This is a genomic window from Njordella calcicola, assembly GCF_056494125.1.
The window spans coordinates 3,636,150-3,651,541 of record NZ_CM151396.1 but is presented as its reverse complement, the minus strand read 5'-3'; the positions used below and the strand labels follow the sequence as shown (position 1 = coordinate 3,651,541).

Here is a 15,392-nt window from a genome sequence, read left to right as displayed (position 1 = left end):
TCCTCTGACTGACTGGTCCGTCCACAGGGTAGCATCGCACCGGCAGAATTTCAAGACTGACTGGTCCGTCGTGTTATAAGGGATGGCCCGACGCATTAAATCCCTCGCGGGATGTCCTTGAAATCGGAATATCCGTTGCAACCATCACAGCGGCGAAATGGTCGCTCCGACAGCACGGTTTGTATCAAGTAGCACGAGGATTTCGCCGATGAGCATTTTGCGGACTGGCTGGTCCGCGAATTATGTCGTCTCGCGTAGGCCTTTTCGGTTCGATAGGGCTCTGGACGAGCGAATAGGTTTTATGGGTCACGGAGGACCGAAAAGATGGCTGAAGCTTCACGGCGACTTGCCGCCCTCGCGTCAGCATGCCTGCTGACACTCGTCTGCGCGAGCGGCTGCACAGGGGTTCGCGAATACTATCGCAACGGCTTCAAGGTGGGCCCCAATTACAAGCGGCCCGCCGCGCCAGTGGCCGATGAATGGATCGACTCGCAGAGCTCGCGTGTTTCCAGCGAGTCTGGTGACTACCGCACTTGGTGGACCGTCTTCAACGATCCGGTGCTCGACCGCCTTATCCAGACGGCTTACTCTCAGAATATCACACTGCGCGAAGCAGGTTTTCGTGTGGCGGAATCCCAGGCCAGGCGCGGAGTGGTGGCAGGCAATCTCTTTCCGCAGACTCAGGAGGTATTCGCGGATTACACGCGCACGCAGCGCAGCCAGCAAACGGCTTTGTTCCCAACTATTCCTGCCGGTTCACCGTTCGCGAATTTGGCTGCGCCGCAATTCAGCAACTGGCGCGTGGGAAGTAGCCTCAGCTGGGAGCTGGACTTTTGGGGCAGATATCGCCGCGCTATCGAGGGTGCCGACGCGCGTCTAGACGCCTCAGTGGAAGAATTCGATGACGCGATAGTCGTTCTCATCGGAGAGGTGGCGACGACCTATGTGGAACTGCGAGCGCTGGAGCAACGTCTCGAAGTTGCGCGTGAGAATGCCACTCTACAAAATGAAAGTGTTCGCGTAGCTCAGGCTCGCCTGGACGCGAAAGCCGCCGACAGTGAACTGGACACCCCGCAGGCGAAGGCGAATCTGGGCAATACCTTGGCGGCTATTGAGGCCTTTGAGATTCAGCGTCGACAGGCTCAAAACCGATTGGCAGTACTGATGGGCATGCCCCCTCACGACCTATCGTACATGCTCGATGGCCCGGCTTCGATTCCAAGCGCTTCCGATGTCGTCACCGCTGGCGTACCCGCAGAATTGATCTGGCGACGTCCCGATGTGCGACGTGCTGAACGATTGGTTGCTGCACAGAGCGCGGAAATCGGAATCGCTCAATCTGAACTTTATCCCCACATGTCAATCAACGGCATGATGGCATGGGAGGCCGAACGTTTTAGTGATGTCTTCAATGGCGGCGCTTTCGGGGGGACCGTAGGGCCATCTTTGCGATGGAACGTGCTCAACTATGGGCGACTGTTGAACAACATTCGCGTTCAGGATGCAAGGTTCCAGCAATTGGTAGCCAGCTACCAGCAAACAGTTCTCCAAGCCAATGAGGAAGCGGAAAACGCCATCGTCGCTTATCTGCACTTCACCGATCAGATCAAGGTGCGGGAAGAGAGTGCCCGCCAGGCGAGCGAGGCGGAGCGTGTGGCGCAGGTCAAATACCAGGAGGGCGAAATCGACTTCAATCGCCTATTCACCGTTCAGCAGTTGCTCCTCAACCAACAAGAGTTACTGGCGGTCGCCCGCGGTAACGCTGCACAAAGCCTCGTCGATCTCTACCGCGCAATGGGTGGCGGGTGGGAAATTCGGCTTAATCCCTCGATGGCTAGCGCCTCCTCATCTGGATTGCCCGAAGATCTGCCAGTTCCGCCCAGCCCTGAGATCCCTGAGATACAGCCCCTACCACAACCAGTTACCGACGACATGGAGGATATGTAAGAATGAAATCTGAATCGAGAATAAAACGCGGCTGGATTCTTACAGTAAGCGTGCGAATGCTGATGGTTGCGATCGCCTTGACAGCGGGGCTAGCGACAGTTCACGCCGACGAAGCATCCTGCGATGCAATGGCTCCATCGAGCAATGTAGGTTGGGGAGTTGGCATCTGGTCATTGTGTTGCCCCGATGACTACGTCCGCAAACCATCGCCGTGCGTCACTCCTATTGCGTGTCGCTGTGCCGACAGGTACTGCAGCAAACCGGGCGTCGTGTTGCCGTGCCCTCAAAAACAATGCAGCCCTGACAATTACTGTCCCAAGCCTGCTCCTTCGCTTTGCCGCCCGACTGCCAACGAATGGTACAAGTGCGTTAGACTGCCGCTCTGTCATTGGCTGTACCCTACGGCATGCTCTGGTAAAAACCAGTAGGTTGCTTGCCATTTTTTGCGCACGTCAATGTTCGACAGTGCGGTGAAGTTCGACGGGCAAAGTATCGGCCGGCGAGAGTGCTGGCACCTGTGGCTTGTCAACGGGCTTATAGACCAGCACGAGCGACGCACCGACGACTGCCAGGATCAAGCCGGCAAAGAATCGCCAGTCTGGCAAGGTTTTGGTGGGATGAAAGTAATAGATCGTCGCCAAAGTGTTGATAATCGGGGCTCCCCCAAACACGAGAGGTGCCACAAAGATTGCAGCTCCCGGACCAGCCTTGGTTGCGGCGAAGATCACGCATAACGCACCCATTGCGCCAGCCATCCCTGCGGCCAACCCCCAGAGCGAGGCGTGCAGGTGAAAATTCGGCACGGTACCGGGCTTTACGGTTGGATCGGACTTAGCCACGAAGATGAAGAAGGCCGGTATCAGCACCGCGACGACGAAGTAGGCTGCACCGACGAACATGAACGCACGCAGGTTGCTTTTTAACTCGAACGCGGCCCGGTGGACAACTGGAACGTAGACGCCCCAGGATAAGGCTGCCCCGGCAACGAATGACAGCACGACGAACCACTTCGACATTGATTTGATCTCCTGCGGTGGGATTTTTGAACAGCCTTAGCATCGGGATGCGACTGCTGCGGAATGTTCCGGTCCACCTGTTTCAAAAGCTGGGATTGACGCCGTGTCGGCAGCCGATTAGTCTTAACTCCATTCACGGACGGACCGGTCCGTTAACAAAATAGTGCCTCCGGAGATTCCTGTCCATGCCAGTCACCTCAAAAAGTACCCGACCGGTGGGGCGCCCTCCTGACGCAGAACTCCAGGAGCGGCGCAGTGCGGAAATCCTTGACGCCGCAACGGTCGTGTTCTCGGAGAACGGGTTCGCGGCGGCAGACGTGCAGGAAATCGCCAACAAAACAGGCGTCGGTAAGGGGACGGTTTATCGTTACTTCCCAAGCAAGGAAGAGCTTTTTCTGGCGGCTGTCGATCATGGGATGAGGCGGCTCAAAAGTGCGGTAGATGCGGCAATCGCAGGCGTGGAGCCACCGCTGGAGCGAATTGCCGAAGGTGTTCGCGCCTACCTAGCCTTCTTCGACGAGCATCCGGAAATCGTCGAGCTGCTGATTCATGAACGTGCCCACTTTCGGGACAGGAAGAAGCCAACCTATTTCGTTCACCGCGACGCCAACATGGCGCCGTGGCAAGCGTTATTCCGCGAGTTGATACAAGTGGGAGTAGTGCGCGACATCCCGGTCGAGCGGATCACCGAATTCGTTTCCGACGTGGTATACGGGACGATGTTCACCAACTACTTTTCGGGTCGTAAGGCAACGCTCTCCAGTCAATGCGACACCATCCTGGACATGGTGTTTCATGGCCTGCTCGTCGGTCGCGAAACTCCGTCCGTCGAATAGTTCGCCCGAAGAAAACCTCTGAAAAGAATGCAATAATATGAGGAAATTGATACGACCGGTCGTGACGACGCTCATTGTCGTTGTAAGTGTTGGAGCGCTGGCGCTGGCGGCGCGTCATTGGTTTTTCGAAAAGTCGCAAGCCGTCTCGCAACATGAGCCCAGTGCCCGGAAGGAGATTCCGGCGATGGCGGTCGAACTGGTTAGCGTCCGGCAGGGCACGGTCGCCAAGACACTGGAACTGACAGGCAATTTTCTTCCACGACGGCGGACAATGGTGGTAGCCGAAGTTGATGGTGTGATTCAGTCGATTCCGCGGTCATCGCGCAAAATCGAAGTCGAAATTGAGGGACGCAAGTATTCTGAAAACCAGGGTCTCGACCTCGGTCAAACCGTCGCTCAAGGTGAGGTGCTCGTTCATCTCGATCCGACCGAATATGAGCTGGAGTTGGCTGCCTCCAAAGCAAAGTTGCTGAAGGCTCAAAAGGATCTGGAGGACCTTCTCGCCTGGAAGAGGCCGGAAGAGATCCGCCGCCTGACAGCGGCCCGTGAGGAAGCCCTGGCCCGTGAGGAACGCAATCAATCTGACTTTAAGCGAATGGAATCGCTGATTGACCAGCGGGCCACTTCGCAGCAGGAATTTGGACGCGTGCGGGCAGAGCTTCGATCTGCGCGGGCTGCAGTGGAACGGGCGGAAGCCGATTTGGCCGAGGCTGAAGCCGGTCCGACCGAGGCGCAAATTGCCGTATCACAGGCCCTTGTCAGCCAGGCCGAGGCCGATGTACGGATCAAGGAAGATCGCCTCAAAAAGACGGTCATTCGATCGCCTTATGATGCGGTCATCGTGGAACGGTTCGTCGAAGAGGGGGAACGCGTGACGTCGCAGCCACGCGTGGAACTGATGGAACTGATGGACTTGAGCCTCGTCGTCGTGCAGGTTGGTATACCAGAGCGCTACATGGGGCGAGTCCAAATAGAGGATTGGGTTCGCGTTCAGGCTGCGGGGACTGTCGATTCGGTGCCCGGGTTGGTGGTCCTCGTCAATGAGAAAATTGACCACGAAACTCGCACGTTCCGTGTCCGCGTGGCGGTCGAGAATCACGAGCGCAAATTTAAGGCCGGGCAGTTTGTGAAGGTGGCATTTGAGATCGACTCGGCACGCGACGCACTCGTCGTCCCAACGAAAAGCCTGGTTTACTCTGGAGGACAACCCCAGGTATTTGTTTACGACGCTGAATCTCAACGAGTCACTCAGAAGGTCGTCCGCCTGGGACTGGAAGGAGATGGGATTACAGAAATCATTGATGGACTGACAGACGGCGACCGCATCGTGCTTCAGGATCCCGCGGTGCTGGCTGACGGCATGCGGGTGCAATCCGGTGAATCGGAGCGACATGCAGCGCATCAGGACGAGAAGCATGTATTGGCTGCTGGATTGACGGGAGGAAACCACTGATGAAGATCTCTGAGATTTCGATCAAGCAACCCGTCTTTTCGACGATGGTCGTCGCTGCGATGGTCGTGTTCGGTCTTGTGGCATACAACCGAATCGGGGTGGACCTGTTTCCAAGCGTCGATTTCCCGATCGTCACCGTATCGGTGTTTTATGAAGGTTCCGATCCGGAAACGATCGAAACGGATGTCACCGAGCCGATCGAGGAAGCGGTCAATACGATCAGCGGCATCAAGTCGCTACGCAGCGAGAGCGTAACCGGCTTGTCGATGACGTTCGTCGAGTTTGAATTGGGGCGGAACATCGACATTGCCGCCCAGGACGTGCGGGATAAAGTCGCGGCGATTCGGGCGGACCTGCCGAAGGGGATCGACCCCCCGGTCGTCGAGAAGTTCGACCCCGATTCGGCTCCTATCATGTCGATTACGCTGGCGGGAACCGATTCCATCCGCGAGCTGACGCAATACGCGGACAACGTAATCAAACCGCAAATTGAAGGCGTGGACGGTGTCGGTGCCGTTGAAGTCGTGGGAGGTCGTGACCGCGAAATCCGCATCTGGCTGCGAGTGGACGATCTTCGCGGATATGCCCTAACGGCTTCGGACGTGGTGGAGGCGATCGAAAAGGAAAATGTTGAGTTTCCCGGCGGTCGCGTCGAGACAGACGTGCGCGAATTGGTCGTCAAGACCAAAGGACGTATCGAACGTCCTGCGGACTTCGAAAACATTGTGGTGGCGCATCGTCAAGGAACACCCATTCGCCTGAAGGACGTTGCCACAGTTGAAGACGGAATGGAAGACTTCCGCAGTCTTTCACGACTCAACAGTCAGAGGGCAGTCTCGCTGCAAGTCCGCCGGCAGTCGGGTGAGAACATGCTGGCAGTTGCCACGGAGGTTAAGAAGCGCCTGGCCAATATTGAATCCGACCTCCCGGATCGGTACGAGTTGACAATGACTCAGGATTTGTCGCTGTTCGTGGCAGACAGTGTCAACGAAGCCCAGGGCGAACTGCTGCGGGGTGGTGTTCTCGCCGTATTGGTGATTCTGCTGTTCCTGAGGAGTTGGCGCGGCGCCTTCGTGGCAGCCGTCACCATTCCGACGACAATCGTCACCACCTATGCCTTCATGCTCGCCTTTGGCTTCACTCTGAATATGATGTCGCTTCTGGCGTTGAGCATCTCGGTCGGCATGGTCATCGACGACTCCATCGTCGTACTGGAGAATGCGTTTCGGCATATGGAGCAAGGGAAGTCACGCGTCGATGCTGCCATCGCCGGCATGAAGGAAATTGGCTTTGCAGTCATTGCGACATCGCTCGCCATTGTCGCCGTGTTTATTCCAGTCGCCTTCATGGATGGCCTGGTTGGGCGATTCTTTTATGAGTTCGGGATGACCGTCACATTCGCGGTCGTGGTTTCGACGTTCATCGCCGTATGGCTTTCACCGATGCTCTGTTCCCGGGTACTAAAGGTTACCCCTCAACACGGGCGACTATTCAATGTCGTGGAACGATTCTTCACGGGCACCGAATGGCTGTATGGCTTGACGCTCCGATTTGCTTTGCGGCACCGCTGGTTGGTATCGGCGCTGGCAATCGGCGTGTTAGTTGGCAGCGTAATGCTCCTGCCGTTGATAGGGACCGAGTTCTCGCCCTCGCAGGACGAGGGGCAGTTCAACGTGCAGGTCGAAACGCCGCTCGGCTCGTCCATTGATCGAACCAGCCGAATTCTCGAAGAAGTGGAGCGTCGGCTGTGGGAATTGCCGCATGTTACGAACTTGTACACAACCATTGGAGCCGGCCAGGAAGGTCGCGTGAATTACGGCATGATTCTGGTCCAACTCCCGGACAAGGCGGAGCGGACACTCAGCCAGCATGAAATCATGGCAATGGCCCGACAAAGTGTGGAGGATCTTGGCCACTCCAAAATCAGCGTCGAATACATCCCACGCGTTTCGGGCGGTGGATTCCGATCGGCTCCGCTGCAATATAACCTACGCGGGACGGACATCGCTGAACTTGAGAAGATGGCCCTGCAGGTCACGCAGCGGATGCGCGAGACCCCGGGGATTGTCGACGTCAACCTTACGTATGACTCCAGCAAGCCGGAAGTGGCGATCCTGCCCGATCGCGATCGGGCGGCCGATCTGGGTATCAACGTTGAGAAACTGGGACTTGCCGTCCAAACGCTCGTGGGTGGCAGGCCCGTCAGCACATTCGAGGAGGGGGGCGAGAGTTTCGACGTTCGCGTGCGTCTGGCGGAAGGCGATCGCGACCGTGCCGAGGCGATTGCGGCGCTGCCCGTGCGAACCCGGAGTGGACGTTTAGTTGAATTCCGTCAGCTCGCTGACGTTGTGGAAGGCACCGGCCCGGTGCAAATCGACCGACAGAATCGGCAGCGGCAGGTCACTATCATGGCCAACCTAGAGAGTTTTAAGCCGCTTGGGGCCGCCATGACGGACGTGCTGTCCATGGAACGTGAAATCGGACTCCCGCCGGGAGTGGTCAGTGCATTTACTGGTGCCGGAGACATGATGGCCGAATCATTCGCCAGCATCATTTTCTCGCTCCTTCTCGCGATCGTCCTGATCTACATGGTTCTAGCGTCGCAGTTCGAGAGCTTCATTCACCCAGTCACTATTATGGTCTCGGTGCCGTTGTCGATCGGTGGCGCATTGGGCGCCTTGGCGATAACGGGGCTGACTCTGAACATCTACAGTATGATCGGCATGGTCATGTTGATGGGGTTGGTCACCAAAAATGCCATTCTGTTGGTGGACTACACAAACCTGCTCCGTCGCGAGCAGGGAATGGAAAAGAACGAAGCGCTCTTAATGGCGGGACCAGTGCGGCTTCGCCCGATTCTGATGACTGCCTTTTCCACTATCGCCGGCATGATCCCGATTGCTATCGGCTTGGGGGCTGGATCGGAGACCCGCCAGCCCTTGGGTGCCTGCGTAATCGGAGGAATGCTCACGTCGACGCTGCTAACGCTCGTGGTTATCCCGGTGGTGTACAGCCTGCTGGATGACCTAAGCTGCGGTGTCTTGCGCATCCTGGGAGTTACAGTGCAGCAGGATATCGAAGCCAGACCGATTCATTTGGCAGACCAGGATGTCGAACAGCGTGAAAAGAATGAACCGCAAGTGGCTGCCGCATTAAAAACCCGTGAGACCGCGAAAGCAAGCTGATGCGGCGGAGTGCGTCGCATCGTCGATGAAGGGGCGCGTCTTCTTCGGTGGGGCCTGCTCCGGTTCGATGTTCGTCCGATTGGAAGGTTTCAAGGATAGCGATTAATGATTCCTGATGAACTGAAAGCTCTATTGACCTCGGTGGAGGACCTTGATCCGAATTACGACAACGTTGAAGTGTACATCAACTGCCTCCTCCCTACGCCGGGGTAGGCAGTCTCACGAGCGCTTTGTAACGGGACTGGGGGCGCACCCGTATGGCAAATGACGAAGCCCGCGCACGAATACTCGAAGCGGCTGGGCCCATTTTCGCTGCGAAGGGTTACCATGGTGCCACGATCCGCGAGATATGCGAAGCGGCTGGCGTGAACAATGCCGCAGTCAATTACTATTTCCGTAAAAAGCGGACGCTCTATGTCGCTAGCCTTGGCTTGGCCCTCGAATCAACCGTCAGCCGATCGCAATTTCCAACGTGTTCCCCAGAAGAACCGGCGAAGGTGCGGCTTGATGCGTGTGTTTGCACGCTTGTTGAACAAATGGCTGAGTTGAACGATGTCGCATGGCAGACGCGGCTGATCCTACGTGAGTGGCTGGCACCAACTGGAATACGCAGCGATGAGACTGCACGTTTCGTTCAACTGATAATGGATGTCCTTTTGCCGATTCTTGAGGACTTGCTCCCCCGCGATTCCTTGCAGTCAAAGCGACTCTGGCTGGCCTGCAGCATCATAAGCCAATGCATGTTCGCAAAGGTAGCTTTCGCCATGCTACCGCAAAAGCATAGTGACCCGCCGTCAAACGACGAGGTCGCACAATACATCACCGAGCTTTCACTCGCAGCAATTAGCCGCTTTGAGTAAGAGTGAGAGCGTACATGCGAATTGATGGAAGTCCGCTTCTGCCACGGCCCGGTTCGTGTTGGCGCTCGACGGATCGGGAGGTTTCAGCAGGTATGACGAAATGAAAAACAATTGGAGCAATAAATGGTCGTGGCTGCTCTTTGGTCTGGCGATTGCTGCCGGGGAATAAGTGAACGAAACTAGGATGTCGGTACCTAAACCAAATAAGTCGCACGGTCGAGCTCACGAGACTGACGTTTCGCATGACATCGGAAATATTCTCTCGCAAACGGCTCGAGTATACCAACAATCGCTGAATGCTGAACTTGCTCATTATGGTGTCACTTATCGGCAGTCTCAAGTACTAGGCTGGCTTCGAAAGAATGGGAACCTTTCGCAGTGTCAACTAGCGAGGGTGCTCAGGATCGAACCCGCCACTCTTTCTGGCGTCCTGGAGCGCATGGAACGCGATGGCCTGATCCTACGCGTTGCTGATCGGTCGGACGGACGTCGAAAGATGATTGGTCTCAATCAATGCGGGGAGGAACTCGCCGAGGTGGTTGTTGAATGCTCGGTGCGAGCCCGTCTTATTGCGGAGCACGGTTTGAGTCCGGTGGAGATCGAGACGCTTCGTGAATTTTTGAAACGGATTATAAAGAATCTGAGCGACCATTGAAATGAACGAGAGGTTGCAGGCGAGTGAGGTGAAGGCTTCAGGGGAGCGAGTTGTCAGCAAAGATGCGAAATCCGTGAGCATCTTGGATTGTCCCAGAATTCACGCAGCCCGCCGTCGATTGTTGGTGCGCCACAACGCCTGCGAATAGCAGTTCCAGCAATGTCTCCCGATAATTCGCGGATCGGTCTTTGCGGCGAGCGGCTTATTTCTTCCGCCACTGATCGTCCTTCTCAAGTACGCTCCGCACAGTCTCGCCGTCTAGCCACTTCCGGGCCTCGGTATCATCGCACAGGTACGCATCCCAGAATGCGGTCGTCACCGCCAGAATCGCCCGGTGATGGTTCGGATTGCATGACGCGGTCTCGCGCGGCAACGCGCGTTCGGTGAAGACCGAGTGCTTCGCCTTGTTAAGCACTAGTTCGTATTTGCGACCCGAGGGCAGCGCTGGGAAGACTACGAGCCGTGACTTCGCATCGGTTCTGTTGAAGATCGTCGTGTCTTTCGTCCCGGTGAGCAGCAGCCAGGGAATCTTTACCGCGCCGAAGGCCTGTTGTGTATCTCCGGTAAGCGGACGGGTGGGGCTCATCACGACGGCGGCTTTAATGCGAAGATCGCCGGCGTGTTGGCCCATCGGAAACGTCTGGCCACTGACCGCCTGCGTCGTCGCCGCGCCGAATGAGTGACCCGACATGCCGATCCGCTTTTGGTCCAATCGACCCGCGAAAGCGTGCGCGGTTTCCATGTTCCAAACTTCGAGTTGATCAAGCACAGCGGGTATATCCTGAGCCCGAAGGAGAAGATTCTCTAGAGTCGCTGCTTGCTTTAACAGAGCCCGGCGCTGGGCCAAGGATTTGTCCTTCCAGACGCAGTCGTCGCTTCCTGGATGTTGCAGAAAAACTGCGACATACCCCCGCGCGGCCCAATGCTTGCCCAGAAATGCAGAGCCTTCGCGGTTGCCGCCGAGTCCGTGGCTGAACACCACGACGGGCGCAGTCGCCTGGCCCGTGGGCAGGTAGACGCGAATTGGAATCTCGCGCGACCGTTTCTCATCCTTGACCACCAAATCCTTCTGTTCGGGCTGTGCCTTGGCTGTGAGCAATGGCGTGTAGTCGAATCGGAGACTGGACGCCGCCACATGGTTCAGCAGAGAGCTTTCAAATAATCGATTCATCATGTCCTCTCGGCTTGTCGTATCACGGTCTCCAAATTTCGAAAGAAGTATCGTTATTTACTCGGAACGTCACGGCGCTGTCGAGCGAGGAAATACCGGCTACACAAAGCAGGAACCGCTAACAGTGTGATGACGGTTCCGGATGCGATTCCGCCTATGAGGACGTAGGCCATTGGTCCCCAAAACGTATCGTGGGTCAAAGGGATGAAGGCAAACATGGCAGCCAATGCCGTCAAAATCACCGGTCTAGCTCGACGCACTACCGCTTCAACAATGGAATCTTCAGGCGACATGCCAGCGGCAAAATTGTCAGAGACCTGCTGGGTCAAAATCAATGTGTTACGCATTAGAATCCCTGCTAATCCGATCAGGCCTAGCAAAGCAACGAATCCAAATGGTTGATTGAAAATTAGCAAGGCAGCCACGGCACCAATCAACCCCAGTGGAGCAGTCGCCAGTGTGGTAAAGGCACCGTTAAAGGTGCGCACCTGAAGCATGATTGAGATGAGCATCAATCCGAGCATAACGGGCCCGAGTTTGTTGATCGAAGCGTTGGCCTTTTCCGAATTTTCTACCGTCCCCGCTTGCGTCAACTGATAGCCAGCAGGCAATTCGGTCCGTAACTCGGTTAGATCCTGCCAGACTTGGGCCGCAACGTCTGGCGATTCGGCTCCAATCACGTCGGACTGAACGGCAAGCATTAATTCCCTGTTATATCGCTGTACAACAGGTTCTTCGAAGTCGACCTGCAATTCCCCTAGTTGTGCAACCGGGATCGTTCTTCCGTCCTGTGTCTTGATCTCTAGCCCTTGCAACGCTTCGATCTGCTTGACACTTGATAACCCGCGAGCGCGCAATTCAACAGTTCGAATGTCTTGTCGCAGTTCGGTGACTGGGACTCCGTCGAACGAAAACTGAGACTGTCGGGCGACATCAATGGGGGTCAAACCGATGGCTCGCAATCGGTCCACATCCACATTGAGCCGGTAAACCGGGACTCTCTCATTCCATGCAAGGTTGACATTGTCCGTGTGCGGGTGGGCAACCATGATTTCACGAACCCTGCCAGCAATTTCTCGAAGTTTCTGCGGGTCAGGACCGATTACCCGTATACCTACCGGCCAAGCAGAGGCCGGTCCAAATAGCAATCTGTCGACGCGTACCCGAGCTTCGGGGAACGCCCCTTCCGATATCACCTTTCTAATTTTGTTGATGGCGATGTCGCGGTCATGGGAATCATTCGCAATGGCAACGACCTTGCCAAAGGAACCGTCAGGCTGTTCTGGATTGAGTGAAATGAAAAACCGCGGAGCACCTGCCCCAATGAAACTGGCGTAGCGGTCGAACTCGGGAATGTCTTCGACGACTGCCTCCAATCGTCGCACGACAGCTTCAGTTGCTTGAATCGAAGTGCCCTGCGGCATGTAGACGTTGATGAGAACTTCGGGGCGGTCAGATCCAGGAAAGAACTGCTTTTTCACGGGACCTGCTAAACCAACGATGGATAAGCCCAGAGCCCCAAAAGTTGCAAGGATGACGAGCCAGCGAAATCTCAAGCAACCGCGAACCAATGACCGGAAAATGCGGAAAGCTCGAGTCTGATAGATATCGTGGTCCGCATCATGCTTCTTATAATTTGGAAGCAGCATCACACCTAAGTAGGGTGTGAAAGTCACGGCTACGACCCAAGAAACCATTAGAGAATATAAAAGTACCCAAAAGATATTTCCCGCATATTCACCTACACCAGAGCGAGCGAACCCAATCGGTACAAAACCTGCCACCGTAACCAAAGTACCGAATAGCATAGGTGCGGCGGTCACGTCCCAGGCGTGAGCCGCCGCGCTTACCCGATCCCAGCCCTCTTCCAGCTTTACAATCATCATCTCGATCGAAATCATGGCGTCGTCGACTAACAAGCCTAGCGAGATAATCAATGCACCCAGCGTGATACGATCTAAGTTGATCCCCACGATACTCATGACCACAAACGTAATGCCCAGCGTCACTGGTACTGCAATGCCGACAATTAAACCGGCGCGTAATCCCAACGCTAAAAGCGTCACTAACATCACCACACCAAGGGCAACCAGAAACTTAACCTGAAACAGGTCGACCGCTTGGGAAATCGCCTCGGCTTGGTTCGTGAACTGACGTAGCTCGACCCCTAATGGCAATCGCGATTGCTCTTCCTCCAAAAAACTCTTTAAACGATCTCCTAGCTCGAGCCCGTTCTCTCCATTCGCCATCACTACACCAACCAATAGGGCATCTTCGCCACCCGAACGAACCAAAAAGAGTGGCGGTTCTTCATAGCCGGTGTGAACTTCAGCCAGTTCCGACAATTGGATCAGCTGATCACCGATTCGAATGGGAAGGCGTTGGATACGTTCGATGTCCGAGAGATCTGCGCCGGAACGAAAATAGATGCGTGGGCCGCCGGTTTCAATCAAGCCTGCGGGAACCAATTGGTTCTGGGCTTGGATGGCCTCGAAAACAGATGTAGCGGCTATTCCCAATGAGTTGAGCTTGACCATATCAAACTCGATATAAACCCGCTCTGCACGCTCGCCGATCAGAACTGCTTTCTGCACGCCCGGAACGCGGGAAAGTCGGTCGCGTGTTTGCTCAGCGATTCGCACAATATCCTTCATGGGGACTTGTGGGGCCGTTACTGTCAAGAGGTTAAAGTAGACATCCGCAAAATCATCGTTGACAATCGGCCCAATCACGCCCTGAGGCAAGAAAGGGGCGTCGTCCAACATTCGCTTGCGAACTTCGTACAGCACCTCGGGCAGTTCTTTGGCAGGAGTATAGTCATGGAATTCAACTACCATGTCGACCCGACCAGGCCGGGCAGTCGTTTCGACTCGGTAGAAATAGGGTACCTCTTGAAATCGCTTTTCCAATCGATCGGCAACTTGATCGACCATCTCTTGAGCCGTTGCCCCCGGCCAGATTGCCGACACGACCAAAGCTCGAATCTTGAATGCCGGGTCTTCAGCACGCCCAAGAGACAGAAAAGCGTAGGCCCCTGAGGCCAACGCCAGAAGCATGAAGAATAGAGTGAGAGACCGTTCACGAACAGCTAATGCGGATAGGTTGGGGAAACTCATTGCTGGATCGCCTCCACGAACATTCCTTTTTCCAGCAGGTGGGTTCCCATGGAAATGACGGGCGCACCATCAGGTAGTTGGCTACGAATTTTGCAATACTCCCCGTTGTATTCGACAATCTCCACAGAATGAGGATTTGCTTTGCCTTCTTCCAGCAACCAGACACGCGGTTGATCTCCCCGTTCATCTATGGCTGCAATGGGGACTCGTTTCAGATAGGGATCGACATCTGACAGCTTGAGGCGGACGCGAACAATCGACCCAAGCGGTAAGGAAGCAGTTTCGGGTTTAAGAACCCGGTACCTAGCCCGCCAAGTACGGCTCATCGGATCTGCTGATCCCGAGACCTCACGCAGCTCAATGAGAAATCGTTTCTCTCCGCCATTGAGAAAGCATTCGCCGTTTTGAGGCACATTTCCGATCAACGATTGGGGTAAAGCCACCTCGACTTCCAGTTCTCCCGATTCCGCTAGGCGAGCAACTTCTTGCCCCACGCCAACGACTTGCCCCGCTTGGCCAAAGACATCAACCAACAGACCATCCACGGGAGCCCGAAGCTGGGTGTACTCCAGAGAATTTTTGGCCAAAGCTAACTGCGATTGAGTGGCAACGACTCGCTGAGTCACGGCATCGACGGCCGCCAGTGCTTTGTCGAGTGCCATTTGGCTGGTGGCTTTGGTCGTGATCATTTGCTTTTGACGCTGGAGCTCTCGTTCGGAATCGCGCGCCTCCGCCTCAACGGCTCGCAATTGAGCCACAGCGGCTGAAAGCTGGTCATCGAAGTCCTTCCGATCCAGTTCCAGCAACACATCGCCCGCACGGACGGTCATACCCGTATCGACATGCCGACTGGTAATCCGGCCGGGTACCTGAAAGGCCAGCGGTATTTCGCGTCGCGCACGTATCGTCCCAGTCTGAGCAAACACATTATCAACGATTGACTCTAACGCAGCCGTTTTCACTTTCCGGGGACCTTCATACCTGAAAGGCTCCACCGATTCGTGATGCTCGTTACATCCAGCCGCCAAAGCGAACCCCAATGCCCACATGACAGCTAACCAAGGCTGGAAGTACCCTGGTTGGCTGGACTTGGCTATCAAGGCTTGAGTGACTCGAATTATCGTTTGCACACCGATCGGGGGCCAGCTCATAG

General features: G+C 55.6%; 10 protein-coding genes. 6 read left to right on the top strand and 4 right to left on the bottom strand.

What is annotated here, in order from left to right; genetic code table 11:
* Window positions 1-324: 324 nt before the first annotated feature.
* Window positions 325-1,947 (top strand): efflux transporter outer membrane subunit, encoded by a 1,623-nt coding sequence (locus SH302x_RS13995; RefSeq protein WP_479363025.1) that lies wholly within the window; start codon window positions 325-327, stop codon window positions 1,945-1,947.
* A 452-nt stretch (window positions 1,948-2,399) separates the two neighbouring features.
* On the opposite strand, the gene SH302x_RS13990 is transcribed toward SH302x_RS13995, so the two are convergent.
* A complete protein-coding gene (locus SH302x_RS13990; protein WP_479363024.1) occupies window positions 2,400-2,963 on the bottom strand; it encodes a hypothetical protein in 564 nt (187 codons plus the stop codon).
* Window positions 2,964-3,148: 185 nt separating this feature from the next.
* Between SH302x_RS13990 and SH302x_RS13985 the strand changes: the two genes are divergently transcribed.
* The 5 genes from SH302x_RS13985 (at window position 3,149) to SH302x_RS13965 (ending at window position 9,952) form a co-directional block, all read left to right on the top strand.
* Complete coding sequence (locus SH302x_RS13985) at window positions 3,149-3,799, top strand: TetR/AcrR family transcriptional regulator (protein WP_479363023.1); 651 nt, start codon at window positions 3,149-3,151, stop codon at window positions 3,797-3,799.
* 61 nt (window positions 3,800-3,860) lie between these two features.
* Entirely contained in the window at window positions 3,861-5,252 is a 1,392-nt protein-coding gene (locus SH302x_RS13980) for an efflux RND transporter periplasmic adaptor subunit (protein ID WP_479363022.1), read from the top strand.
* Complete coding sequence (locus SH302x_RS13975; RefSeq protein WP_479363021.1) at window positions 5,252-8,437, top strand: efflux RND transporter permease subunit; 3,186 nt, start codon at window positions 5,252-5,254, stop codon at window positions 8,435-8,437. Before SH302x_RS13980 ends, SH302x_RS13975 begins: the two co-directional genes overlap by 1 nt.
* A 257-nt stretch (window positions 8,438-8,694) precedes the next feature.
* A complete protein-coding gene (locus SH302x_RS13970) occupies window positions 8,695-9,297 on the top strand; it encodes a TetR/AcrR family transcriptional regulator (protein ID WP_479363020.1) in 603 nt (200 codons plus the stop codon).
* A gap of 184 nt (window positions 9,298-9,481) precedes the next feature.
* Window positions 9,482-9,952: a MarR family winged helix-turn-helix transcriptional regulator gene (locus SH302x_RS13965; RefSeq protein WP_479363019.1), complete on the top strand. Its 471-nt coding sequence runs from the start codon at window positions 9,482-9,484 to the stop codon at window positions 9,950-9,952.
* A 202-nt stretch (window positions 9,953-10,154) separates the two neighbouring features.
* Here SH302x_RS13965 and SH302x_RS13960 read toward each other — a convergent pair whose 3' ends face one another.
* Genes SH302x_RS13960 through SH302x_RS13950 form a run of 3 tightly spaced genes read right to left on the bottom strand, consistent with a single transcriptional unit; the run spans window position 10,155 to window position 15,390 of the window.
* Window positions 10,155-11,126: an alpha/beta hydrolase family protein gene (locus SH302x_RS13960; RefSeq protein ID WP_479363018.1), complete on the bottom strand. Its 972-nt coding sequence runs from the start codon at window positions 11,124-11,126 to the stop codon at window positions 10,155-10,157.
* Between the two features lie 50 nt (window positions 11,127-11,176).
* Complete coding sequence (locus SH302x_RS13955) at window positions 11,177-14,239, bottom strand: efflux RND transporter permease subunit (protein WP_479363017.1); 3,063 nt, start codon at window positions 14,237-14,239, stop codon at window positions 11,177-11,179.
* On the bottom strand, window positions 14,236-15,390 hold the full coding sequence (locus SH302x_RS13950) for an efflux RND transporter periplasmic adaptor subunit (RefSeq protein WP_479363016.1): 1,155 nt from the start codon (window positions 15,388-15,390) through the stop codon (window positions 14,236-14,238). Before SH302x_RS13950 ends, SH302x_RS13955 begins: the two co-directional genes overlap by 4 nt.
* Between the last annotated feature and the right edge of the window lie 2 nt (window positions 15,391-15,392).

Bases quoted from the DNA above. Each gene is read 5' to 3' on its own strand.
- SH302x_RS13960 (WP_479363018.1), bottom strand. From the start codon at position 11,126: ATGATGAATCGATTATTTGAAAGCTCTCTGCTGAACCATGTGGCGGCG.
- SH302x_RS13975 (WP_479363021.1), top strand. From the start codon at position 5,252: ATGAAGATCTCTGAGATTTCGATCAAGCAACCCGTCTTTTCGACGATG.
- SH302x_RS13970 (WP_479363020.1), top strand. From the start codon at position 8,695: ATGGCAAATGACGAAGCCCGCGCACGAATACTCGAAGCGGCTGGGCCC.
- SH302x_RS13965 (WP_479363019.1), top strand. From the start codon at position 9,482: ATGTCGGTACCTAAACCAAATAAGTCGCACGGTCGAGCTCACGAGACT.
- SH302x_RS13985 (WP_479363023.1), top strand. From the start codon at position 3,149: ATGCCAGTCACCTCAAAAAGTACCCGACCGGTGGGGCGCCCTCCTGAC.
- SH302x_RS13955 (WP_479363017.1), bottom strand. From the start codon at position 14,239: ATGAGTTTCCCCAACCTATCCGCATTAGCTGTTCGTGAACGGTCTCTC.
- SH302x_RS13990 (WP_479363024.1), bottom strand. From the start codon at position 2,963: ATGTCGAAGTGGTTCGTCGTGCTGTCATTCGTTGCCGGGGCAGCCTTA.
- SH302x_RS13995 (WP_479363025.1), top strand. From the start codon at position 325: ATGGCTGAAGCTTCACGGCGACTTGCCGCCCTCGCGTCAGCATGCCTG.
- SH302x_RS13950 (WP_479363016.1), bottom strand. From the start codon at position 15,390: ATGAGCTGGCCCCCGATCGGTGTGCAAACGATAATTCGAGTCACTCAA.